Source organism: Sphingobium sp. Leaf26 (genome assembly GCF_001421665.1).
In the GTDB taxonomy this organism is placed as follows: domain Bacteria; phylum Pseudomonadota; class Alphaproteobacteria; order Sphingomonadales; family Sphingomonadaceae; genus Sphingobium.
The window spans coordinates 18,034-41,408 of the sequence record NZ_LMKV01000030.1 but is presented as its reverse complement, the minus strand read 5'-3'; the positions used below and the strand labels follow the sequence as shown (position 1 = coordinate 41,408).

The 23,375-nt window shown below is 62.6% G+C and carries 24 protein-coding genes; 12 read left to right on the top strand and 12 right to left on the bottom strand.

The genetic code is table 11. The features are described 5' to 3' along the window. Nucleotides 1-3 precede the first annotated feature (3 nt). Nucleotides 4-639: a glycerophosphodiester phosphodiesterase family protein gene (locus ASE85_RS18800; RefSeq protein WP_056692650.1), complete on the top strand. Its 636-nt coding sequence runs from the start codon at nt 4-6 to the stop codon at nt 637-639. Next, entirely contained in the window at nt 632-1,765 is a 1,134-nt protein-coding gene (locus ASE85_RS18795; RefSeq protein WP_056692213.1) for a GNAT family N-acetyltransferase, read from the top strand. Before ASE85_RS18800 ends, ASE85_RS18795 begins: the two co-directional genes overlap by 8 nt. On the opposite strand, the gene ASE85_RS18790 is transcribed toward ASE85_RS18795, so the two are convergent. Further along, nucleotides 1,766-2,062, bottom strand: coding sequence for a hypothetical protein (locus tag ASE85_RS18790; protein WP_056692210.1), 297 nt, complete (start codon nt 2,060-2,062; stop codon nt 1,766-1,768). Between the two features lie 224 nt (nt 2,063-2,286). Between ASE85_RS18790 and ASE85_RS18785 the strand changes: the two genes are divergently transcribed. Next, nucleotides 2,287-3,558, top strand: a complete 1,272-nt coding sequence (locus tag ASE85_RS18785; protein WP_056692207.1) for a multidrug effflux MFS transporter — start codon at nt 2,287-2,289, stop codon at nt 3,556-3,558. 61 nt (nt 3,559-3,619) lie between these two features. Here ASE85_RS18785 and ASE85_RS18780 read toward each other — a convergent pair whose 3' ends face one another. Then, a complete protein-coding gene (locus ASE85_RS18780) occupies nt 3,620-5,182 on the bottom strand; it encodes an amino acid permease (RefSeq protein ID WP_056692203.1) in 1,563 nt (520 codons plus the stop codon). A 171-nt stretch (nt 5,183-5,353) separates the two neighbouring features. Between ASE85_RS18780 and pgeF the strand changes: the two genes are divergently transcribed. Continuing rightward, a complete protein-coding gene (gene pgeF / locus ASE85_RS18775; RefSeq protein WP_056692200.1) occupies nt 5,354-6,115 on the top strand; it encodes a peptidoglycan editing factor PgeF in 762 nt (253 codons plus the stop codon). Here pgeF and ASE85_RS18770 read toward each other — a convergent pair whose 3' ends face one another. The 6 genes from ASE85_RS18770 to ASE85_RS18745 are packed head-to-tail and all read right to left on the bottom strand — an operon-like array spanning nt 6,116 to nt 12,210. Then, nucleotides 6,116-6,994, bottom strand: a complete 879-nt coding sequence (locus ASE85_RS18770) for an RDD family protein (RefSeq protein WP_056692197.1) — start codon at nt 6,992-6,994, stop codon at nt 6,116-6,118. Continuing rightward, nucleotides 6,978-8,012 (bottom strand): stage II sporulation protein M, encoded by a 1,035-nt coding sequence (locus ASE85_RS18765; protein WP_056692194.1) that lies wholly within the window; start codon nt 8,010-8,012, stop codon nt 6,978-6,980. The genes ASE85_RS18770 and ASE85_RS18765 overlap by 17 nt, the downstream gene beginning before the upstream one ends. Continuing rightward, nucleotides 8,009-9,313 (bottom strand): DUF58 domain-containing protein, encoded by a 1,305-nt coding sequence (locus tag ASE85_RS18760; protein ID WP_056692191.1) that lies wholly within the window; start codon nt 9,311-9,313, stop codon nt 8,009-8,011. The genes ASE85_RS18765 and ASE85_RS18760 overlap by 4 nt, the downstream gene beginning before the upstream one ends. Nucleotides 9,314-9,323: 10 nt before the next feature. Continuing rightward, nucleotides 9,324-10,280 carry an AAA family ATPase gene (locus ASE85_RS18755; RefSeq protein ID WP_056692187.1) on the bottom strand — a complete coding sequence of 319 codons (957 nt, stop codon included), beginning with the start codon at nt 10,278-10,280 and terminating at the stop codon, nt 9,324-9,326. Further along, nucleotides 10,277-11,518, bottom strand: coding sequence for a DUF4350 domain-containing protein (locus ASE85_RS18750; protein ID WP_056692184.1), 1,242 nt, complete (start codon nt 11,516-11,518; stop codon nt 10,277-10,279). The genes ASE85_RS18755 and ASE85_RS18750 overlap by 4 nt, the downstream gene beginning before the upstream one ends. Next, the gene (locus ASE85_RS18745) at nt 11,515-12,210 is read right to left on the bottom strand and encodes a DUF4129 domain-containing protein (RefSeq protein WP_056692181.1); all 696 of its coding nucleotides are present in this window, start codon (nt 12,208-12,210) and stop codon (nt 11,515-11,517) included. The genes ASE85_RS18750 and ASE85_RS18745 overlap by 4 nt, the downstream gene beginning before the upstream one ends. Before the next feature lie 126 nt (nt 12,211-12,336). Here ASE85_RS18745 and ASE85_RS18740 point away from each other — a divergent pair, with 126 nt between their 5' ends. After that, nucleotides 12,337-13,131, top strand: a complete 795-nt coding sequence (locus ASE85_RS18740; RefSeq protein ID WP_056692178.1) for a hypothetical protein — start codon at nt 12,337-12,339, stop codon at nt 13,129-13,131. Between the two features lie 255 nt (nt 13,132-13,386). Then, nucleotides 13,387-13,752: a hypothetical protein gene (locus ASE85_RS23220; RefSeq protein ID WP_156358428.1), complete on the top strand. Its 366-nt coding sequence runs from the start codon at nt 13,387-13,389 to the stop codon at nt 13,750-13,752. A 130-nt stretch (nt 13,753-13,882) separates the two neighbouring features. On the opposite strand, the gene ASE85_RS18735 is transcribed toward ASE85_RS23220, so the two are convergent. Next, entirely contained in the window at nt 13,883-14,602 is a 720-nt protein-coding gene (locus ASE85_RS18735) for a hypothetical protein (protein WP_056692175.1), read from the bottom strand. Nucleotides 14,603-14,733: 131 nt separating this feature from the next. On the opposite strand from ASE85_RS18735, the gene ASE85_RS18730 reads away from it, so the two are divergent. The 5 genes from ASE85_RS18730 to ASE85_RS18710 all read left to right on the top strand — a co-directional run bounded on the left by ASE85_RS18730 (nt 14,734) and on the right by ASE85_RS18710 (nt 18,983). Next, a complete protein-coding gene (locus tag ASE85_RS18730) occupies nt 14,734-15,168 on the top strand; it encodes a hemerythrin domain-containing protein (protein ID WP_056692171.1) in 435 nt (144 codons plus the stop codon). A gap of 144 nt (nt 15,169-15,312) precedes the next feature. After that, entirely contained in the window at nt 15,313-15,609 is a 297-nt protein-coding gene (locus tag ASE85_RS23435; RefSeq protein ID WP_162237486.1) for a hypothetical protein, read from the top strand. Nucleotides 15,610-15,708: 99 nt separating this feature from the next. Then, nucleotides 15,709-16,527: a hypothetical protein gene (locus ASE85_RS18725; protein WP_156358427.1), complete on the top strand. Its 819-nt coding sequence runs from the start codon at nt 15,709-15,711 to the stop codon at nt 16,525-16,527. Nucleotides 16,528-17,239: 712 nt separating this feature from the next. Then, nucleotides 17,240-18,334, top strand: a complete 1,095-nt coding sequence (locus ASE85_RS18715) for a hypothetical protein (protein ID WP_156358426.1) — start codon at nt 17,240-17,242, stop codon at nt 18,332-18,334. A gap of 22 nt (nt 18,335-18,356) precedes the next feature. After that, the gene (locus ASE85_RS18710) at nt 18,357-18,983 is read left to right on the top strand and encodes a hypothetical protein (RefSeq protein ID WP_056692160.1); all 627 of its coding nucleotides are present in this window, start codon (nt 18,357-18,359) and stop codon (nt 18,981-18,983) included. A gap of 28 nt (nt 18,984-19,011) precedes the next feature. Here the strand turns inward: ASE85_RS18710 and ASE85_RS18705 are convergent, their stop codons facing one another. From ASE85_RS18705 to ASE85_RS18695, 3 genes are all read right to left on the bottom strand, one after another. After that, nucleotides 19,012-19,689 (bottom strand): hypothetical protein, encoded by a 678-nt coding sequence (locus ASE85_RS18705; protein ID WP_235523616.1) that lies wholly within the window; start codon nt 19,687-19,689, stop codon nt 19,012-19,014. 243 nt (nt 19,690-19,932) lie between these two features. After that, nucleotides 19,933-20,937, bottom strand: a complete 1,005-nt coding sequence (locus ASE85_RS18700) for a L,D-transpeptidase (protein ID WP_056692645.1) — start codon at nt 20,935-20,937, stop codon at nt 19,933-19,935. A gap of 68 nt (nt 20,938-21,005) precedes the next feature. Further along, nucleotides 21,006-21,764, bottom strand: coding sequence for a carbonic anhydrase (locus ASE85_RS18695; protein ID WP_056692154.1), 759 nt, complete (start codon nt 21,762-21,764; stop codon nt 21,006-21,008). A gap of 274 nt (nt 21,765-22,038) precedes the next feature. On the opposite strand from ASE85_RS18695, the gene ASE85_RS18690 reads away from it, so the two are divergent. After that, a complete protein-coding gene (locus ASE85_RS18690; protein ID WP_235523615.1) occupies nt 22,039-23,370 on the top strand; it encodes a phospholipase D-like domain-containing protein in 1,332 nt (443 codons plus the stop codon). The last annotated feature ends 5 nt before the right edge of the window (nt 23,371-23,375 follow it).

The window sequence follows — 23,375 nt, the reverse complement described above, 5'->3', positions numbered from 1 at the left end:
GGGATGGCGGCGTTCGACGCCGCCATCGCCGGAGGGTTCGGCATCGAATGCGACGTCCGGGCGAGTCGGGACGGCGTCGCCTTCGTCTTTCATGATGCCGCACTGGTGCGGATGGCCGGACGCGACGAGGCGGTCGCGGCGCTGGACGCCGCCACATTGGACCAGATCACCCTGCCCGATGGCGGCGCGATCCCACGCCTGTCGGCGCTGCTGGCGCGAAGCGGGGACCACACGCCGCTGCTGGTCGAGATCAAGGCGGAGGGGCGACGAGTCGAGGCCGTTTGCGGCGCCGTTGCGCGCGATCTGGCGGCATGGCCCGGTGCGCCGGTCGCGATCATGTCGTTCAATCCATGGGCAATGCGCTGGTTTTTGCGACAGCGAGTTGGACAGGTGAATGGCCTTGTCCTGACGCAGCAGGGCAAGGGGCGTTTGCGCGGATCGATCGAACGCGCTCTTGCACTTTGGCTGTCGAAGCCCGACTTTCTGGCCTGTGATATTCGCGACCTGCCATCCCGCCTGTCCCGCCATGCCCAAGCCAGGGGGATGCCCGTGCTGACATGGAGCGTGCGCAGTCAGGCCGAGCGGGCGACCGCCGCCGCCCATGCCGACCAGATCATTTTCGAGTGGTCCCGTGACTGACGTGGTGGCGCGCATCGCATCAGGGGTCGCGGATTTCGACCGGGCGCAGTGGGATGCCTGCGCAGGACGAGTTAACCCATTCATAAGTTGGGATTTTCTTGTTGCCCTGGAGCGATCGGGAAGTGTCGGCGAAGGCAGCGGCTGGCAGCCCTTGCCGATCGTGATCGACGGACCGGACGGCCAGATCGCCGCTGCCGCGCCCGCCTATGGCAAGAGCCACAGTCAGGGCGAATATGTGTTCGACCATAGTTGGGCCGATGCCTGGGAACGGGCAGGCGGGCGTTACTATCCCAAGATCCAGATCGCCGCGCCCTTTTCCCCCGTGCCCGGTCCCCGGCTGCTGCTGCGCGACAAGGCAATGGCGCCCGCGCTGATCGCGGGGATCGAGATGCTGGTGGAGCGCAACGAACTGTCATCCGCCCATGCGACCTTCATCGCGCCGGAGGAGGTTCCGCTGTTCGAGGCGGCGGGCTGGCTGATCCGCGAGGACAGCCAATATCACTGGACCAACCGGGGCTATGGCAGCTTCGCCGATTTCCTGACCGACCTGTCGAGCGAGAAGCGCAAGAATATCCGCAAGGAACGCGCCCGTGCGGTCGAAGGGCTGGAGATCGTCCACCTGACCGGCGGCGACCTGACCGAGGCGCATTGGGATATTTTCTGGGAATTTTACCAGGATACCGGCGCGCGCAAATGGGGCCAGCCCTATCTGACCCGCGCCTTCTTCTCCATTTTGGGGGAGACGATGGCGGACAAGGTGCTGCTGATCCTGGCGCTGCGCGATGGGCAGCCGATCGCGGGCGCGCTCAACCTGATCGGTGGCGACACGCTCTATGGCCGATATTGGGGTTGTTCGCAGGATGTGCCCAACCTGCATTTCGAGCTTTGCTATTATCAGGCGATCGACGCGGCGATCGCGCGTGGCCTGCACAAGGTGGAGGCGGGCGCGCAGGGCGGCCACAAGCTGGCGCGCGGCTATGCGCCGGAGCCGACCTTTTCCGCGCATTTCCTGCCCAATGCCGGCTTTCGCCGGGCGGTCGCCGATTTTCTGGCAGCCGAACGGGAGGGCGTACAGCGTGACCGGCTGTGGCTGGCCGAACGAACGCCGTTCAGGAAAGGCGGCTGATCAGGCGGCGCGCAACTGGCTGACGGCGATCAGGCTGCGAGCCTGGCGCTGGGCTTCGGCGATCTGGCGCGCCGTCATTTCCTCGGCGATTTCGGCGCGCATCGACTGGCCTTGCTCACTGCCGCGCAGCGCGGCGAGGTTGAACCATTTATGCGCTTCGATGAGGTCTATCGGCAGGTCGCCGGTGCCGCAGCTATAGGCGACGCCCAAATCGAAACATTCTTCCGCAGAACCATAGGCCGCGCGCGACTGGCGGGCCTGCATGAGAAATTCCGCGCTCTTGATACTGTTAGCCATGATGTTTCCCCTGTTCCCAAACTAGCTCAATGGATTTCGACCCTTTTTTCACGAGGTGCAGATTTGACCGGGAAGCGATAAAAAATGGTTAACGGGATTTTTGCCATCAAAGTGCACGCATTCGACTTTCCGCCAGGACGCGAAAGTGATGATCTTGCGCACTTCTTATGGCCGGTAGCGGATTGGGACTGGTATCGGCCGCCTATTGCCCGCATAGCCCCCGCATGAGTCCCCTGCCCCTTGCTTCCCCTCCATCCCCGCCCAAGGATATCCGGTTCCGCGAATTCGTGCTGCTGTGCGCGTGCCTGATGGCGATGAACGCGATGTCGATCGATCCGATGCTGCCGGCCCTGCCGGAGATCGGCCGCGACCTGGCGATTCCGCATCCCAATGACCGGCAGTGGATCATCAGCGTCTATTTTCTGGGGCTGGGTTTCGGGTCGCTGCTGTTCGGCGTCCTGTCCGACCGGTTCGGGCGCAAGATGGTGCTGGGCAGCGCGATGGCGCTGTTCATCGTCTCATCCATCGCCTGCGCCAGCGCGCAGAGTTTCTCCATGATGCTGGCGGGCCGGGCATGCGCCGGCTTCTTTGCAGGCGCAAGCCGGGTCATCACGGTGGGCATCGTGCGCGACCGGTTCAAAGGCGATGCGATGGCGCGGGTCATGTCACTGATCTTCGCGGTGTTCATGCTGATCCCGGTGATGGCGCCGAGTTTCGGGTCGGCGATCCTGCTGATCGCGCCGTGGCGCTGGATCTTCTGGGCGCTGGTCATATTGGCCAGCCTGATCCTGATCTGGATGGTCGTGCGGCTGCCCGAAACGCTGAAGCCCGAAAACCGGATGCGGATCACGCCCGGTTCGCTGTTCCAGACGGTCGGCCTGATCCTGCGCACGCGCAGTTCGATCGGCTATATGCTGGCGAGCGGCGTGGTGATGGGCGGGCTGATCGGCTTCATCCTTTCGATCCAGCAGATATTCTTCGATGTGTTCGATGCCGCGGAGATTTTTCCGCTGGGCTTTGCCGCGATCGCGGGAAGCATGGGGGTCGGCAGCCTGATCAACAGCCGGCTGGTGTCGCGCTTTGGCGCGCGGCGCATGAGCCAGAGCGCACTGATCGCCTTCATCCTGATCGCGGCGGTGCATCTGGCGGTGATCCTGACGGGCATGGAGACGCTGATCACCTTCATGGTCTTGCAGGCGATGACGATGATGACGGTGGCGTTCACCGCGTCCAATTTCAGCGCCATTTCGATGGAGCCGTTCCACAGGGGGGCCGGTGTCGCCTCCTCCTTCCAGGCGTTCCTGACGACGGCGCTGTCGAGCGCGCTGGGCAGCATCGTGGGTCGCGCCTTCGACGGGACCACCCTTCCCTTCACCATCGGGCTGCTTGTGTTCGGCATCGGCTCCTTCCTGATCGTGATCTGGGCGGAGCGCGGCAAGCTGTTCACCCGGCCCAATCATGGCGCGATGCGGGAGGCGGAGGTCGACTTCCACTGACCTGTCGAGGCAGCAGGGCAAAGAAAAAGGGGCGGTTTCCCGCCCCTTTTTTGTGTCTCGATCAGGCGTCCTTGCCGCCCGGCGTGGGTGCGCCGGGGAACGGCGGCACCGGCTGGGGCGGGATGCCGGCATCATCCTCCGCCACATCCACCACGCCGCGACCGACATGGCTGCGGCTGCGGCTATAGCCGAAATAGACCAGCAGACCCAAGGTCGCCCAGCCGACGAACATCAGCTTGGTTTCGATGCCCAGGCTGTAGAAGAGATAGACGCAGCCAGCGATGGCGAAGGGTGCAGTGATGTAGATGGCGGGGGTGCGGAACGGGCGGGCGCGGTTCGCATCCGTCTTGCGCAGGCGCATCACCGCGATCGACACGGCGGCAAAGGCGAAGAGCGTGCCGGAGTTGGAGATGTCCGCCAGGATGCCGACCGGGAAGAAGGCCGCGAACAGCGCCACGAAGATGCCGGTCAGGATGGTGATGACATGCGGCGTCTTGTAGGTCGGGTGCACCTTCGAAAAGACGGCCGGGAGCAGGCCGTCGCGGCTCATGACGAAGAAGATGCGGGTCTGGCCGAACATCATCATCAGGATGACCGAAGGCAGCGCAAGGCCGGCGGCGAGGCCGAGCAGGTTGCCGATCTGGGGCCAGCCGATTTCACGCAGGGTCCAGGCCAGCGCTTCCTTCGAGCAGGTGACCGCTTCGGTGCCGGCAGCGGCCAGCGCGGCGCACTGTTGCGACAGGGCCGGCGAACCAGCGGCAAGCACTTCGCCGGCCGGGCCAGCGACCGGCTGCGCGCCGACGGTGCCGATGACGCCGGCGGCGACGAGCATGTAGAAGATGGTGCAGATGCCGAGCGAACCGATCAGGCCGATCGGCATGTTACGCTGTGGGTTCTTCGTTTCTTCAGCGGCGGTCGAAACGGCGTCGAAGCCGACATAGGCGAAGAAGATGGAGGCGGCAGCTGCCGAGATGCCCGAGAAGCCGAGCGGCGCGAAGGGGGTGAATTTGTCCATGTTGATGACCGGCAGGGCCAGCACGATGAACAGCGTCAGAGCGGCGACCTTGATGAGGACCAGCACGGCGTTGACGGTCGCGCTTTCCTTGGTGCCGATGACCAGCAGCCAGGTCACGAGCGCCGCGATCAGCATCGCGGGCAGATTGACCATACCGCCATCGAACGGCCCGCGCGTCAGCAGATCGGGGATGTCGAGGTGGAATGTATGTTCGATCAGGCCGACCACATAGCCAGACCAACCCACCGACACCGCACCGGCCGCGACCGCATATTCCAGAATCAGCGCCCAGCCGACCATCCAGGCGATGAGTTCGCCCATCACCGCGTAGCTGTAGGTGTAGGCGGAACCCGAAACGGGCACCATCGCCGCCATTTCGGCGTAGCAGAGCGCGGCCACCGCGCAGACGAAGCCCGCGATCACGAAGGAGAGCATCATGCCGGGACCGGCTTTCTGCGCCGCCTCCGCCGTGAGCACGAAGATGCCGGTGCCGATGACGGCGCCGATGCCCAGCATGGTCAACTGGAACGCGCCCAGCGACCGGTGCAGCGATTTCTTCTCGGCCGTCGCCAATATGGCGTCGAGAGGCTTTACGCGCCCGAAAATCATGAATGATGCCCTTTTGTCTTCATTGTTTTGCCCGTGCGGCTTTGCACCCGCTCCTTTTGGCTGTGAACGCGAGACTATCGCCTAATCCGCCACGCGCAAGTATGTTGCGTTCACGCGACATTCCGATGCAGTAGCGATGCGGACTGACATGGGACTGACAGGAGCCGGACGATGATCGAATTGCTGCGCGCGCAGGGGCTGGAGAACGTGCCTCATGGCTTTGCCGGGCGGCGCGGCGGGGTGTCGGGCGGTGTCCATGCGGGGCTGAATGTCGGGCTGGGATCGGCCGACGAGCGCGAGGCGGTGCTGCGCAACCGGGATCTGGCGCGCGACGCGCTGTTGCCGGGCGCAACTCTGGTGACGGTGCATCAGGTCCATTCGCCCGATGTGGTGACGATGACGGGCGGGATCGCGGAAGGCGATCGGCCGGCCGCAGACGCCATGGTGACCGACCGGCCGGGACTGGTGCTGGGCATATTGACCGCCGATTGCGTGCCGGTGCTGTTTGCCGATGCACAGGCCGGCGTCGTGGGCGCGGCCCATGCCGGGTGGAAGGGCGCGATTGGCGGCGTCACCGACCGGACGATCGAGGCGATGGTCGCGCTGGGCGCCGACCGGAGCCGAATCGCCTGCGCCATCGGGCCGTGCATCGGCCGGCTGTCCTATGAGGTGACCGACGATTTTGCGGCGCATTTCGCCGAAGACGACGGGGCGAACGAGCGATTCTTCACCGCTGGGAGGCCGGGCCATTGCCAGTTCGACATCGCCGCCTATGTCGCGGCGCGACTGGCCGGTGCCGGGATCGGGCGGATAGCGATGCTGGATGAGGATACCTATAGCCAGCCGGACCGATTCTACAGCTATCGTCGGTCCTGCCACCGCAGCGAGAGCGACTATGGACGGCAGATTTCGATGATTGCGCTGCCGGGGTAATTAGCGCCGCCCCCCGCTCGCATGCTTGTCCTCGCGGCGGCGGCCGACGAGCATGCCGCGTTCCAGCCGGGCGCAGAGCGCGGCATAATAGTCCGACAGGAAGGCGTGGTCGTCGCCATCGTCGGGCAGGCCCGCCTTGCGCCGGATCGTGGCGGCGACGGTGACGATCGCATCATCCTGTCCATTGCGCAGGACATTTTCCAGCGTTTGCAGTTCGTAGATGCCATAAAGATCGAGCGCGGCGTCGGTGAAGGTACGGCGCGGCTGCTGCGCGCGGGTGGCGACCAGATCCTCGCCCAGCTTGGCGCGGACGGTGTTCACGACCCAGGTGCCCGCCAGCAAGTCCCCCACCCGCAGCCGATCCCGGTTGAAGAGCGGGAAGAAGAGGAAGATGCCGGTCCAGCAGAACGCGAACAGGGTGAGGAAGCCGTCCGCCGCGCCATCCGCCGCCTGCATGCCAAGGAAGGAGAGCGGCAGGAAAATCTCGATCTCTCGCAGGGCATTGCGGGCGATCACCGCGCCGCCGGTCAGCCGGCCGCCATCGCGCGCGACGACGCGCAGGCCGAGCAGCCGCTTGCCCGGCGTGGCCCCGCGTCCGCCCATTTCGAACAGGATGAACCAGCCGTTGCGCAGCATGAACGCGCCGATGAGCCAGAGGATCATGAAGATTTCGGCGCGCGCCTTGGCAATGCCGAGCAGGCCGATCGCGACGGTGGTGAGGATCAGGCTGATGAAGAGGATGAGGATGTCGAGGAGGAAGGCCGACGCGCGCGTCCCCGCGCTCGCCAGTTCGAGGCGCAGGTCGACCCCTTCGGGCGTGACGAAGCTGCGCCGCAGCGAGGCGGGCGCTTTCCGCTCGCGCTTACGCCGCCAGCGCATCGGGAGCCTCCCGCCGGCGGGGGAGATAATAATAGGCCAGCCAGCCGGCGAGCGCGGCGAGGCCGATGCCATAGCGCATCGCATCCTGCTGGATCGTCTGGCGCCCGATCCCTTCGAGCAGGCCGGCGACCAGCAGCATCAGCACCACGCCGGCCATGGCGATGGCGGCGCTGCGCCCGGCGATGACGGCGGCATCGGTCCGTTCAAGGCGGCCGGGGAAGGCGACGGCGGTGCCGATCTTCATGCCGGCCGCGCCCGCGAGGATGATGGCGAACATTTCGGTCGAGCCGTGGATGGTGAGCCAGCCGAGGAAATTGAGGCCCAATCCCTTGCTGGCGAACAGGCAGAGCATCGCGCCAAGAGTGAGGCCGTTGTAGAGCAGCAGCAGCACGGTCGGGACGGTGAAGGCGAAACCGAGCGCGAAAGCGAAGATCGCGACCTGGCTGTTATGGGTGAAGAGATAGGCGGCGAAGGTGGCGAGGCCCCCGCCCTCCTGCGGGCCATAGATGGTGGCGCGCAGCGTCGCCGCGCTGGCGGCGGGATCGCGCCCGCTGGCCATGGCATCGGGGATGATGCTGTAATACCAGCTCGCGTCGGTCGCCACGAGCCACCAGCCGGCGATGACGCCCGCCAGCGTCAGGACGAGGCAGGCGAGCGTTTCGCGCCACAGACCCTGTACCGCCATCGGCCAGTCCCGCGCAAAGAAGCGGCCAAGCTGACGCGCGGCGGTATCCGGCACGCCGTAAAGCTGGAAATAGGCGCGGGTGCAAAGCTGTTCGAGATAGGTGGTGAGCGCCCGGTCGAGCGAGGTTTCGCGCGCCACGGACAGGGAGGAGAGCGCCGAGCGGTAGAGCAGCGGCAGCGCCAATATGTCGTCGTCCGACAAAGCGCGGACCGAGCGCTTTTCCATACGGGTGACGAGTTGGTCGAGCCGGTCCCATTCCGCTTCATGGGCGGCGCGGAAGCGGCTGGCGTTGACAAGCGGCGGGGCGGCAGTGCCCTGGACAAGTGCGCTCACAGCAGGTTCCTCCGCTTGAGATCGACATAGCCCTGGACCAGCCGATCTGCGACGCGATCATGCTCCGCCTCTATCACATGGGCACCTAGATGCCGCAGGCGGGTGAGCACGGTCAGCCGGTCGCGCAGGAGGGCAGCGGCGGTGACGGCGCGGGTGACGTCGTCGGCGCTGGCGGGGCGACGGTCGAGGATAGACTCCAGTTCCTCGTCGCGCAGCACCACGACCATGAGCAGATGCGTCTCCACCAGCCGGCTGGCGGCGCGGACCAGAAATTCGGCCGAGGTGAGATCGGTAAATTCGGTGAACAATATGATCATCGAGCGGCGGGTCAGCCGGGTCGCGAGCGTGGTCAGGGCGTGGGTATAATTGCTTTCATCGCCACTATAGTCGATCTGCGCGGCGAGCCGCTGGAGTTCGCCGAAGGCCGCTGCGCCGGAGACGAGGCCGCTGGCGATGCGCGGGCGCGAATCGAAGGCGTGGAGCGCGACCCGATCGCCCAGCTTGAGCGCGACCCAGGCGGTCAGCAGCATCGCCGAGACGACCCGGTCGAGCCGGGGGAGGCCGGCCACCGGCTCGCTCATCTGGCGGCCGGCGTCGATCGCGAAGACGATCTGATTGTTGCGTTCGGAGCGGAATTCCTTGGCGTGCAGCTTGGCGTGACGGGCGGACTGTTTCCAGTCGATCGCGCGCCGGTCCATGCCGGAGCGGAACTCGACCAGCGCGTCGAAATCGGCGCCGTCGCCGCGATCGACCTGCGCCATCAGGCCGGCAAGCGCGTGGCGCTGGAATATCTGTGCGCCGCGATCATGGACCGGGCGGATGTCGGGCAGGATCGCCATGGTCGCGTCGAGCGGCACTATGCGCTGTTTCCAGACGAGACCGAGCGGCCCTTTCCAGCGGAGCCAGCCGCGTGCCACCCGCGCGGTGCCGCGCCGGGTAGTGCGCAGCGGAATGACGGCGGCGCCCTTCCCGTCCGACAGGTCGATCCACAGGCCATCCTCGTCCTGCGTCAGCAACGGGCCGATGTCGAGCAGCAGTTGCGCGCGCGTCGGGCCGGAAAGGGTGATCGTCGCCCTGCCCTCCACGCTCGCGCCGACGCTGGCGGTCTTGGGGAGGGTGAGGTGCAACCCCGCCTGCCCCGGCCGCGCCCCGCGCAACGCATCGGCCAGACACGCCAGCAGCACCGCGACCGGCCAGGCGAGCGCGGCATACCAGCGGCCCGGCAGCATCAGCGCGACCAGCAGCGTGACGGGCACGCCGGCCGCCGCGCAGAAGATCGCGGTGCGGGTGGGATAGATCATCGCAGGACGCTCAGCGCGGCGCCTCGATCGTCTCGATAATGCCGGTCACGACATCCTCGATCCGGCGTCCGTCGATTTCGGCGGCGGGCGAGAGGATCAGGCGGTGGCGCAGCAGCGCAGGCGCGAGCGCCTTCACATCGTCGGGGATGACGAAGTCGCGACCGTCGAGCGCGGCGCGGGCACGGGCGGCGCCGGCCAGCATCGCGCCGGCCCGAGGGGAGGCGCCGCTTTCCAGATCGGCGACGTCGCGGGTGCCGCGGATGAGGGCGAGGATATAGTCGATCACCTCATCGACCAGACGGACTTCGTTCACGACGGCGATGGCTTGCGCAATGCGGGCCGCGTCGGCGACGGGGGTGACGCCCCAAGTTTCAGGCGTCATCGCATGGGTGCGCGCGCCGTGGGTGGCGACGATCCGCCGTTCCTCGGTGGCGCTGGGATAATCGACGCTCTGCTTGAACAGGAAGCGATCGAGCTGGGCTTCGGGCAGGGGATAGACACCCTGTTGCTCGATCGGGTTCTGGGTCGCGACGACCATGAACCGGTCGCTCAAGGCCAGACTTTCGCCATCGATGGTGACCGTGCGTTCCTGCATCGCCTCCAGCAGTGCGGCCTGCGTCTTGGGCGGGGTGCGGTTGATTTCGTCGGCCAGCAGCAGTTCCGTGAAGATCGGCCCGCGCGTCAGGCTGAACTGGCTGGTCTGGAAGTTGAACAGATTGGCGCCGATGATGTCACCGGGCATGAGGTCCGGCGTGAACTGGATGCGGCCGAAATCGAGGCCGAGCGCACGAGCGAAGCTGTGCGCGATCAGCGTCTTGGCGGTGCCCGGCGGACCTTCCAGCAGGATATGGCCGCCCGAGAAGAGCGCGACGAGCATGAGGTCGACCGTCGCCTCCTGCCCCACGACCGCGCGGGCGACCTCCTGCCGGATGCTTTGGGCAAGCGCCTGGACTTCTTGTACGTTCACCGGGTCTTCTCCCCTTGCCAATCATGGAGCGCCTGCGCGGCATCGCGCAGGCTGTGTCGGTCGCTCGCCGCATCCGCCGCCTGCGCGAGGTCGGTGAAGCGGTGCGCACCCTTCAAACTATCGAGATACTGATCGAGCGCCTGATCGCGCAGCCGCGCCGGCGCGCCGAAGGCACGGGCGGCGCGCTCACGGATGACCGCGGCATAACGACCGCCAAGGCGCGATTCGCGGCCGGCCTTCCGAATCAACAGCGCGCTGTTGTCCACCAGCGCGGTCTTGCCGAAAGCGACGGCGCGGGTCCGGGCGCGCGGCGGGCCGAAGCGGCCGAAGGCATGGAAGCCGGCCAGCAGCAGGGTGGCGACGATCGCCAGCGTCATCGCCAGGAAAGGCGGTTCGAACAGCAGTTTCAGCGGGCTGCGCGAATGGCCCAGGCCGTTCATCGACACATCGAAGGCGATGCCCTCTGGGTCGGTGCTATTGAGCCAGTCGAGCAACGCCAGCGCGGATCGCGCCTGACCCAGATCCTTCATGCCGCGATTGTTGAGCAGGTCGGGATCGGCCAGCACGAAGAGCGGCCCCTGCCCGACCTGCGCCAGCACGATGCCGCCGCGTCCGTCGGTCAGCATCGGATGGAGGTCGCGCCACTGGTCCTGTTGCTGTTCATTGTCCGGGTCGATGCCTGTGATGACCTGTATCGGGCGCGGGGTCCAGAAGCGGCCGGGGATGCCATGGGAGGTCAGGATGCCGCCACCGCTTTTGCTCTGGCGCATGGTGAAGCGGACGCCGGGGGCGAGAACCCCGATCGGTTCGGACAGCGGGAGCAGCCCCTGATAGCGCGCCCAGCCGGCATGCGCCTCATCCGGCACGGTGCGCCATTTGGGCAGGACGAACAGGGTCGGGCGGGTCGCGCGCTGGATCAACGCCTGGCTGATGTCGGTCGCGCCGGTTTCGGGCGTCAAGATCAGCAGATCCTCCGTCTCGAAATCATGGGCGTTGCGGACGATTCGGGGGTTGCGACCGGTCGCCTCCGCCAGTTTGACCAGCGCGGCATAGCCGGTGACGGCGTTGGACAGGGCATGCGCCCCGCCATTGCGGCCCGATCGCAGGTCCGGGGCATAGGCGCCCAGCACCAGCATGCCGACAAAGCCGGCGATCCCGATCGCCAGCATCAGCGCAACGGTGCGGCCCCGGAACAGGCCGGCGTCGGTGGCCGGGCGTGTGATGGCGATGTCGCTCATGCCGCCCAGTTACGCGTCTGGGCGAAATCGGCATAGGCGTGGCGACAGCGATCCCACTCCGCTGCGTCGATGGCGCGACCGCCGAACAGGCTGCGTTCGACCGCCTGCGCGATTTCGGTGAAGAGGCGGCGGGGTGCGGACGGAATGCCCGGCGCGCGGGCGAGGTCGCGGCTGGTGAGCGCGGGGCGGACGATCTGCGGCCGGCGGCGGGCCATGTCCTCGACGCTGCGCAGCAGGAGGTGATGCACGGCTTCGGCATAGCGACCCTGCCCGGCGAGTGCGTCCGCCTCATCCAGCCAAGCGCGGGCGGGGGCGGCATCGGGCGTCCAGTCTTCCTCCGCAGCGTCGACCGATTGGGCGGTGCGGCGGCGGCGCCAGCGCGGCAGGCGCCATTCGCCATGGCGGAACCGGTCCACCACCATCCACAGGACCAGCAGCGCCAGCGCGGCGATGATGGTCCACAGGAATATGCGGGCATAGGGCGCGTCGGGCATGAAGCTGCCGATCCAGCGCAGGAAACGGCCGACCGGCGCCAGCACCTCTTCCAGCCATTCGCCCAGCGCCTTGAGCCAGGCGGGTGGCGGCTGGCGGCCTGGCGCTGGCATCATGTCGAACTGGATATCGCCACCGGACCGCAGCGCGTCATGCGCCGCAGCCAGCCTGTCATCCGATCGCGAATCTGGTCCGGCCATTGCTGCCCACCCCCGTTGACCTGCGACCCTAGCGGCTGGAGACGGCGGCGCAAGTCATTCAAAGGATGACAAAGTCGGACAGATGGGCCAGCATGCCGCGGGGTTCAATAATGGGGAGGTATCGGCATGGCGACGCAGGCGATGGCGGATGAGGGGCCGTCCTTTTCGGTCGGGACGGTATTGGGGCGGGCGTTCGGCACGCTGGGCAGCAATCCGATCGCGACCTTCGGCATCGCTTTCCTGTTCGGCGCGGTGCCGCAGGCGCTCTACAGCTATTTCATCGGCTCCTCGCTGGCGGTGGCCGATCGGGGCAGCATGGTCGCGGTGGTCGCCGTGTCGGTTGCTTCCTTCATCATCTTCATGCTTCTGTCGATGCTGGTGCAGGGCGCGCTGGTCCGCGCGACGCTGGCCCATGCCAAGGGAGAGAAAGCGAGTTTCGGCGCGTGCGTGGGCACCGGCCTGTCGATGGCGGTGCCGCTGATCGGGCTTACGCTGCTGATGGTGCTGGGCCTTGTGGCCGGGTTCGCGCTGCTGCTGGTGCCGGGTATCATGTTGTTCATCATGTGGTCGGTAGCCGCGCCTGCGCTGGTGGCGGAGGAAAGCGGCGTGTTCGCGGCGTTCGGGCGCAGCCGTTACCTGACCAAGGGCGCGCGTTGGCGGATCTTCGGATTGGAGCTGCTACTCCTGATCCTGTTTTGGCTGGTGTCGGGCGTGCTGGGCATCGTGATGATCACCGGCGGGATGATGCCGACCGTCAGCAACGGCGCCGTGCAGTTCTCCCCGACCTATCTGGCGCTGTCGGCTGTCACCAACACGATCGCCATCGCCTTCTGGAGCGTCGCGCACGCCAGCCTCTACACCTCGCTGCGCAACTGGAAGGATGGCCCGCAGTCGCAGGATTTGGCGGACATCTTTGCCTAACTCAAAAGATCATTGAAGCGGCGGTCCCATAGCGCCTTTGCGTCTAATCCGCCCTGCGCCATACCGAAGCGGCGGAACAGATCGGCGGCGCCCTCTGCTGGTCGGCGATCGCCTTGTCGTGCAGTCATGATGCGCCCGATATTCTCTTGTCGGGGATCGGCCAGGTTAATAGCAAGACCTGAGGAGTTTGCCTCGTCAGGCCTATAGCGAGACGCTATATCGTGATTCAACATCGCACATTTGAGGAAATTTGCGATGTCTATTCCGATCAAGGTCCGTGGAGATTTCAGCGCAGGCGATGTTCGTGCCTTTGCACGGCGTTCCAAGGACGCGGCGCAAGTGCGTCGATCATTGGCAATTTCGATACCGTCAAAAATACCGTCAATTGCAACGAATTTGACCGGATGCGGGCGGACGCGCCAACCGCCAAAAGCCATTGATTTTGGGGATTTCTCCGGACAATTATGGACATGTCCGGAGGAAGCGATGGCAGAAGAACACTCTTATCAGGCACTCATGCAGCTGATTTACCCTGCAAATTGGCAGTTGGAAATCGACGACACCATCAATAGCACCATCACATCGCCTGGCAAAGGCTGGATCGCACTGGACGAACCGTAAACCTGCTAAATGATCCGCTTGATAGTGGGAGTGCGGTGACCCGACAATGTGGCGATAGCCTTCATCCACGGCCGGAGATGGCTTTTCATGGCCAACAGATGACGTGCGATCTGGAAGGCGCTGCCAAAGATTAGTGGCCCTTCCGCAACTGCTCGATGATCTGCTCGTCTGCCTCGCGAAGCCAGCGCTCAATGGTCCGGCGTGTGGCGGCATATTTGTGCATCAATTCGTCAATAGGCACCGAAGCGGCCACATTTGCGAAATCACTTGGCAGCGGTCGCTTGCGATTTTTCGGGTTTAATCCCTCTTCCGCTGGCATTGGCTTATCCGACGTCCCCGCATCATGATCGAAATGTTTCACAAACCAGTGTCTGACCGCCTCCGGTGCGGTAGCAAGACCCGGTTCGGCAAGAAGTATCAAGGTGTCGAAAGCCAGGCGCGCCTCCCGCAGTTCTCGCAGGATTGCCAGCAGTTCCTGCGACGTGATGAGAAAGCCATGCTCGCTCTCCGCATGTTGGGCCTGTACCAACCGGTGCAACGCGCCGACAATATCAACGATCGGATCGGTCCGGGGAAGCTGATCGGGAAGCGGTATCGCACGGGTGCCGGCAAGAGCGAGAAAGGGGTCGAGCGCCCCAGGGCCAAAGCGGTGTTCTATACTGGCCAGCGTGACAGCATCGAGATTGGCATGCGCTTTCTTCGCATTGCGCACCGTATTGGGCGCGCAGCCGATCCGGTCCGCCAGTTGGGTGTCGTTCAGGCGATATTCGCGCTGCACAGTCGCAATGATGGACTGCACGGCTTCGCGATAGGTCCGCGTCGTCGGTGTGCGACGGATCACCTTGCTCATGGTTGACCTCCCTGCTGAAGGCGCAAAACTCTGCGATTTGATCCGCGCTGGCAACAGGACATTGCACCTCGCGTCCACGATTCACCCCCGGACCCGAATGCACGGGGAGCCAGACGGGATGATGATTGGGTATGATCGACCACAAGCAATTGACCGACGAACATGAAGAACTCGCGGTCATCGCGCTGGAGCTTCGACGGCTGATGGGAAAACAGGAACCCGATATCGAGGCCGTGACCCGCGAGCGATGGCGGCTGGGCTATCGATTGGCCATTCATCTCGCGCGCGAGGACAAGCATGTCTATCCTGAGCTCAAGCGGCACACCGATGCGCGGATCGCAACGCTGGCCACTGCCTATGAAGCGGAAATGGGCAGTCTCGATCAGCAATATCGCGACTATATGGCCCGATGGAATAGCGGCGGGATAACGACCCACTGGCAAGGCTTCTGCACTGAGACGCTCGCCATCATCGACGCGCTGGAAAATCGCATCGCGCGCGAAGAACAGGAACTATATCCCATGCTCGGTCGGAGCGGCACGGGGGAGTTGCCATTCCGTCGGTGATGCCAGATCGCTACGCCGAACGCCGCGGCCCGGCGCTGATGCCACAATACCGCATCCACCGGCGCGAGCGGCTGGATATACGACCTGCAAGGACCTCTCCGACAATGCGTGTTTGGGTAGCAATTCAACCCGTCGGCGACGAACATGTTCGGTTACGTCCCAGATCGACTTCATCGCGCCCTTGTCTCCGACAATCGCCACTGCCGCATTGATGCAGAAGGCCGATCCCTCAATGAGGCAGTTATCAACCGGCTTAAGCTGCCTCGCCTGTTCCGCGAGCAGGATAAGGCTGCATTGCAGCGATGCTCCACCACCTCGATTATTGAGTTGCCGGACGGCCTAATCGTTGGTGATCCGGTTAATGTTCCGGTAGCCGTAATATTTGTGTCAAATCTTCCGCGCGGGATCGATTTGTTCTGCCAATGTCCTGCGCCTTCGTAAACCTGCGAGGTCGATACCGACCACTATGGACATGAACTATTGGAACATTTAGGCTTACTTCAAGATTATATGGAACACCGCACCGCTTAGGGGGCTCACATGCGTTTCAGCAATGTTTCCAGTATTTTAGCCTTGGGTTTCTCCCTTGCCGCGCTTCCTTCTACGGCCATTGCGCAGTCTACAGGTCTTGATGACATGGTCGGGGCTCGCGCCGGCCAGGCGGAGGGCGAACTCCAGCGCCGTGGCTATCGCAATGTGGGCGGCGAGAAAGGCGATGATCGTAGCTACACCTATTGGTGGAATGCCGATCGCCAGCAATGCGTTACCATTGCCACTATGGAAGGGCGCTACAGTTCGATCACGCCCAGCCCGGCACCTGACTGCCATCAGTCAGCTTCCATACGGCCCAACCCCAGCTATCAGGGTCAGCCCGCCGCCCGGCCCCGCCCCGGCTACGAGCCCGATCCAAGCTATGGGAGACCGGATCCCAGCGCCGGTCAAGGCGACGCAATCAATCTGGTTTGCGTGGGGCAAGGCGAAAAGCTTGGTTCCGGCTATGTGAATACGCTCGAATGGGACCGCTACGATCATAAATACCGTTCTCGTAGCGGCGTGCAGACGGAGATGAAGGGTTTTGCATCCGCGGTAACCCTGCAGATATATGGCAATGACGGTCGGATACGTCTGCCCGAAAAGCTCATCCCGCCAATAAATTCAGGCGGCGACCATCAACATTGGTGGCAACTCGACGACATAATCGTCGGCAGCAGTGAGATACGGGCGAGCTATCGTTTGAATGGCCTTAACAAACCCAAGATCAGGATCGATCGCCAAAGTGGCGTGATTACGATCAAGGGCACCGGGCAGGATTTCTCGGGGCGCTGCGATAGGGTGGATCCCGGGCAGCAGCGGTTCTAAACCTTGCGATGGCAACGGCGGCTCCCACATGCTGGCTCAGGTCTGTGCCAGTAGTTAGAATATCGCGGTAGAAAGTTAGATTGCAAAATTCTGGACGTGCCATCGACGAATCGGCCCTCTGGCGGCATAGCGGCCTCTGGACCGCCTGCCGCTGAGAGATTGTTTGTCGATACTTTCCGTCAACTTGACAATATTCTCGCGGTCCGTCGAACCTTGGATAACCTGGCGGTCTTGGCCAGCACTGCCTTAGTCATGACACGCATCCGTTCGGCGCACAGGCATCAATCATGGACAAGGTAACCGGCAACCATTGCTTTGCCTAAATTTTACTTAGGCATTTAAAAATAGGGAGCGGCGTGAGGGCGATCTGCGCGCTCGCGTCGCTCTCAGACTCCCCGGCGCGGTACCTGGACAGTTCGGGCTCTGCGAAAACATCGGACGGACGGTTTTCTGGGAAATCTGCACATCCTGCAAGAAGCGCCGTCAGTACCAAGCCCATGCGTAAAAGCACTTGCCGAGCGAACATAGGGGAGTGTGGCGGTCGCCCGCCATCTGCCTTTTGATCGGCGGAGCCAATGCTGCTCATCAGGCTTGTATCGGCTACCATCGCAGCGGTTTCAATCTTTGAGCATCGCATGACGAGAATAGAGGCCCTATGATAATGGTCTGCGTCCGGACATAATAATTGGTCGTGATGAATGGGGAGGCTTAGATGGTGTCTCAGTCGGTGAAGGTTGGATTACGCCAATGGGGCCTCCGTCTGTCGACAATCCTGTGGTTTCTTGGTGGCCTGGCGTTCCTGTTTAGTCTGCCGCTGGTTGTTCAGGCTTCACCGCTGATCCTGTTGGGAATCCTCCTTATCGCCTTGTCCTGCGCAGCCGTCATCGCCTCGCTTATCGAAAGATTTCTTCGGACCAGTCACTTCAGGACGCGGTGGCTGAAAGCATCGGTCGCGATGATTTTTCTGCTGACCATAATTGTGGCTAGCCCGATCTACTACGCCGCCACAATCACCCAAGTCTCCCCGGCGATGGTTCCGCAGGCGACCCTATCGGACGGGCGCAAAACGATCATCTTTCAAGGAATGCAACATGTTGCGACCGAGGTTTTCTTCAAATCGGTCATCTATGATCTGGAGGACGAACTATCACGCGGTTCCGTCGCCTATTATGAGGGCGTAAAGCCATCTAATTCTCAAGATGACCGGTGGTTCGACACCATGATCACGGGCGGTGCTGACCTCGGCGCCTCGTATCGCGCGCTCGGAGATATGTGTGGCCTGCAGTTTCAAGGTCGATATTTCGGGCTGTTAGGACGGGATGTCCGCGAACATCCTGCCGCCCATGTTGTCGCGGACGTCACAACCGCTCAACTTCGCGCAGAATATGGACGGCTTATGCAAACCGATCCGGCCTTCGCTGCGGCGATGAAGGAAAAAGCGGACGCTAGGCGGGCGGACGAGGGCGATGGGCTTGAGAAGATCGTATCCTTCCTTCGTCGGGGAAGCGAAGGGCAGCGCAAGATCGCCGGCATATTGTGTCGCGGGTTCATGACCTACGGTATGCGTCGCGGCGGTATCGGCAAGTCCGAGGACCAAATGAACAAGTTGATTCTCGACTATCGCAACCATGTGCTGGCTGCGGCACTGCTCGCGGAACCCCGGCAACGCATCTACGTCACCTATGGCGCCGAGCATCTGTCGGGCGTCCTTGCGCTGATGCGGAATACCAATCCGAGGTGGCGGATAGTATCGGTCACTTGGACCCGAACGATCGACAGTCCAGAACAGCTTGTCGGTAAACTTTGAGTCTGCGGCGGGAGGAAACAGCATGCGCGTGATGCAATCCGCTCGACAGCTATGCATAGCGGCAGTCGCCACTGCGTTCGGCTCCGCAAGCCATGCGACCGAACCGTCCGCGGTTCCACCCCCGCTCGCGCAGGAAAGTGCCGACTGCGTGCATCCCGTATATGCCACAGACCAACTGATATGCTCTGATCCTGAATTAAGGCGTCTGGATGCCGACCTGGTCGCTTCGGTGGTCCGCGTGCATCGGATGTCAGGATTGCCTGCTTCCCCGTTGTTCGAAGGTCAGCAGGCTTGGTTCAAGCGGCGCAGCCTATGCGCTTTCCAGAAGAAACACAGGGACTGCGTCGTGCTGGCCTACCGCACGCGAATCACGGAGTTGGAAGCGCTCGCTGTTCGTCCCAGCGGGGGTGTATTCTTGCGCTGTAAAGGCAATCCGGCTCAGCTTATGCTCTTTCCTGGCCCGCAAGAGGGGCGAATAATAACTGACGCCGCTAAAACACCATTGTTTGTCGCCTTTCCAGCGGCGGACAACCCGTGGACGCCGTTCGTCAGTTATCGCGAGCCCGCAAAGCAGTTGGTATTTGAACGCATTAATGATCGGAAACCCACTGCCTGCATCGTTGAGGGCGCGGGCGGCTGGGTCCGCTGACCCAGCCGCCACGCTTGTAGTCCGGTGATCAGAACCCGTCGCGCGTCATCGCCATGACGTCGATAAACCGGTTGCGTGCGTCAAAACGACAGCGGAAGCGTTTGATGCCTTCGCGTCCTTTGTCAGCCGATCCATCAATCACGCTACCACCGCCACGATCGACGACGACACGCCCGATTTTGATGTAAGCGGGGCGCACGGCATATTGCGCTGAAGCCTCGCCTCGGCAAAACGCCCCCATATTACCGGCTGACACTGGCGGACCCGACCCGATCGGATTCACGCCGCCGCCCGGCGCGCCAACAGCTGGTCGACCACTTACGCCAATCATCAAGCTGAAGGCCGCGATTTCGCCCCGGCGCGCAGCATTGCGCATCAGGTAAACGCGCACGCGATAGCCTCCATTGTCCTTGAGGCGTCCGTCGAACTGGTTTCCGATCGTCGAGCCAATGAATATCGCTTCGCTACCACGGGCGGGCAAGACGTTGAAATAGGCCGAGCTGTTCTTTGCACGTAGCGACACAGACATCATCTGCCCCGCCCGCGCGCTGACGACATAATCAACCGTGTCATAGCCGCGAATCATACCCCGCAGGGTGATCGACGAGGCGCCGCGCGCGAACACGACGCGTTCAGTTCGCGTTGGAGCCTGAGCGACAGCTGGAGCGGCTAGCGCTGCGACAATTACTGGAACGGCAATTTGCATCCACATGAAATCCACCTTTCAAGAATATTTGGCCAGTTTCGATACACTCTGCGCCTCAGTATCGGTGTTAGTCTTAGCCATCGTTCACATCACAGGTTCCGCAGAAATCGTGGGGGTGGATCTTTGGTGTCCATGGTGACGAGCGCAAAAGCCGAAGGGATAAATACAATCGTCCTCGTTGCCTTGACTACAATCTGTTTTGACCGGGCCTCAACGCACAAGAGAACTAAATACCCATCAGGATCAAGGCACAGGAACGACGGCATCCATGACGGTGATCTTGCGGTCGCGGCCGTCATCGCCAACACTTGAGTTGGTCATGAGGATGGTATCTCCCGGCCTCAATGCGGCTTTGACCTGTTCATAGAAGGCGCGCGGCAAACGTAGGCGATTGATCGTCGCTTCGTCGAGTTGCCGCCCTTCCTCTTCGACGTGCCCCGGAAGACCTATATAGACCCATCTAAAATTGCCGTCGGGCGCGCGCGTAAGAGTAATGACGTGCGAACCGGCGTCATCGTCATTCACTTGAGCCACGCTCCGACCAATTTCCGTCCCGTTACGTAAGACGACCACACGCTGGTCGACCCTTGATACGATGATGGTCAATGGCCCCGTGGGCGATTTTTCGGGCGCCCAGTTGAACTGCTGTTCGCCCAGGATCGGCTTTGGCACAGGCAAGCCCTTCGCGTCGATCGGCGCGATCAGGCTCGCTTCGCTGGTACGAATATGGTCGATAGCCGACCCTGCGATGACGACGGTTGCGCCAAGCGAAGTGATGGCAAACAGTTCACGAGAAAAATCGAACGGAAGATGCACGCAGCCATGACTTTCCGGGTAACCCGGCAGGCCACCCGCATGAAGGGCGACACCATCCCATGTCAGTCGCTGCTGATACGGCATTGGCGCACTGTTATACAGGCTGGAGCGGTGGTTGGCGTCCTTCTGGAGGATGGTGAAGACGCCGGTCGGCGTTTCGTGTCCCGGTTTGCCTGACGATACGGTGGCAACGGCTATCCTGACCCCGTTGCGATAGACTGTGGCGATCTGCCGTGACAAGTCCACATAAATGAGGAGGGGGCCTGTCGGCGCAATGTTGGGCGCCCATACCCATTCGCCAGGCTTCAACCGCTCGGCCGCCCGGATGAATTCAGTGGGTGAACTGGCTTTTGCACCTTGCGCATAGGCAGGGCTGGACAAGCTGGCGATTACGCCGATCGCGGAAAATAGAAGGCCTTTGTAAATTCTCATTCTCGTCTCATCCACGTGGCTATGACACCAAAGCCGAGGTAATTTTAGTATCTTCCGTATCGCAATGATCATTTCGATTCCGTCTGCCGCAATGCCGGAGGGATAGGCAGGATCTCTACGCGGCTCGTTGAAACATCATATATTGCTGGCACGACTTTGAGCGCGCCGGCCTTTACCCTCGCTTCGATGACCGTAGAGGAATTCAGCAGGGTCGCAGCCTGGATGATCGCATTTTGCCGGGTGACGGCCAGGGGATCGCGGCTTTTGCTCATGTAAATGGCTGGCAGGATCGCGGGAAAAAGCGCGCTGATCTGGCCCGGTACTTCGGGATTGTCCATCGCCGCCTTGACCGCACCACAACTCGAATGCCCCATCACGACGATCGCGCTGATGCCCAGAACAGCGACCCCATATTCCAGGCTTGCGATAATTTCAGGGGTGGTGATGTTCCCGGCGACGCGGGTGACGAAAAGCCTTCCTATCGGTTCATCGAAGACCATCTCAACCGGAACGCGCGAATCGGCGCACGATAGAACGCCGACGATGGGCCACTGCCCTTCTGCGGCTTTCGACCTGATGATCGCCAGATCGCGGGTGTGCGCGACCGGTGCTCCGGCCACGAATCTGGCATTGCCGTCCATGATCTCCTGCAGTGCCTGGTCCGGCGGCATCGCGCTAACCGGACCGGCAGATGCAGGCGCGGCAAGTGCCGTGGCTTTGCCCATCCCCGCCATCGCGCCGGATACAGCCATCAGGCGCAGTATTTCGCGTCTCGAACGATCGGCTTTGTCATCGTAATTTTCGTGGGGCGCATCGCATCTGGGCATCTCAACCTCCACAGACAGGGGACGGTATCTATCCCGCTTTCATGACATGAAAGTGCGCGACGATGGTCAGCGACACAAGTGTGTGTGTTTCAATCCCAAATTCTCTTGCTTCGCGGCAGCTCAACTTTTGACACCGTGGCGATGTACCACTGAGCAGCGAACATGGCCGGTCCGCGTTCGCCTGAGAGCTTGAACCTGCTATGGCATGAGAATGTTCGATGCTGCCCATCTAGCGCTTGCCTACTTGCTCCTGGAGTGGGCGATACGGATATGCATGATCGTGGTCATACCGCTGCGCAGGCCACCGGAAGCCGCGCGCAGCTGGCTGCTGCTGGTGATGTTTCTCCCACTTCCTGCTCTCCTTCTATACCGGATGATAGGACGTGCCCGTTTTCCACGATGGCGCCACCAGCGCTTTTTGACGAGCGCGCCGCTGCGTGACCATGTCGCTGGCGCAATGCCGTTGCCGACGTCCGCACCAAGCCAGCTATCCCAGTTGGTACAGCGCCTGGGCGGTTTTCCTGCCTGCGCGGGCAATAGCCTCGCCTTTCAGACCCACTATGCAGACATCGTTGCGGCCATGGTGGAAGCGATCGACGGCGCCGTCAGGAGCGTCCATCTTCAGACCTATATCTTCGCTGACGACCATACCGGAACATTGTTCATTGACGCATTGGGCCGCGCGGTGGCGCGGGGGGTCGATGTCCGTGTGCTGGTTGACGCGCTTGGAAGCAGGCCCTGGTCGAAGCGCAGCATGGCCAAATTGCGGGGAGCCGGCGTTGACGCGCGACTGACACTTCCGATCGGTTTCCTCCTGCGTCGGCTGCGTCGCGACCTTCGCAATCATCGCAAGCTTTGCCTGATCGACGGCTGCACAGGATTTATCGGATCGCTCAACATTGTCGATCGCGACTTCAAGGGCGGAATCGTCAATGATGAGCTGGTGGCGCGTGTCGATGGGCCGGTGGTCGCTGCCCTGGAAGCGACGTTCTTGACGGACTGGCACCTTGAATCGGCCCAACTGCTCGATCATCCGATCATACCCCCAGCCAGCGGCGCACTGGTGCTGCAGCCCATGCCCAGTAGTCCAGACCACCCATCGCTCGGCTATGAACGGCTACTGGTCGAAGCCATTCACGCCGCTAAGGACGAGGTCACCATCGTTACGCCCTATCTCATCCCGGATGATGCGCTGATGGTGGCATTGAAGAACGCGGTCGATCGCGGTGTCTCGGTGCATATCATCGTATCGATGGTCGTGGACCAATATCTGGTCAGGCTCGCCCAACGATCATTTTATGATGAGCTTCTCCATGCGGGTGTCCATCTCTTCCGATACCGTGACCGCCTGTTGCATGCCAAGAGCGTTTCCGTGGATGGCCGTATCGGCCTGGTGGGATCAAGCAATGCGGACATACGCTCCTTCATGCTCAATGCCGAGATCAGCCTGTTGATCCACGATCCCGCCGCAACGCAGGCGCTTGAGCAGATTCACTGCGGCTACAGACACGCCAGCGACATTTTGACCCTGGCAGAGTGGAGATCTCGCCCACGTTTGATGCGACCGTTGGAAAACCTCGCCCGACTTTTGACGCCGTTGCTGTAGCGGGC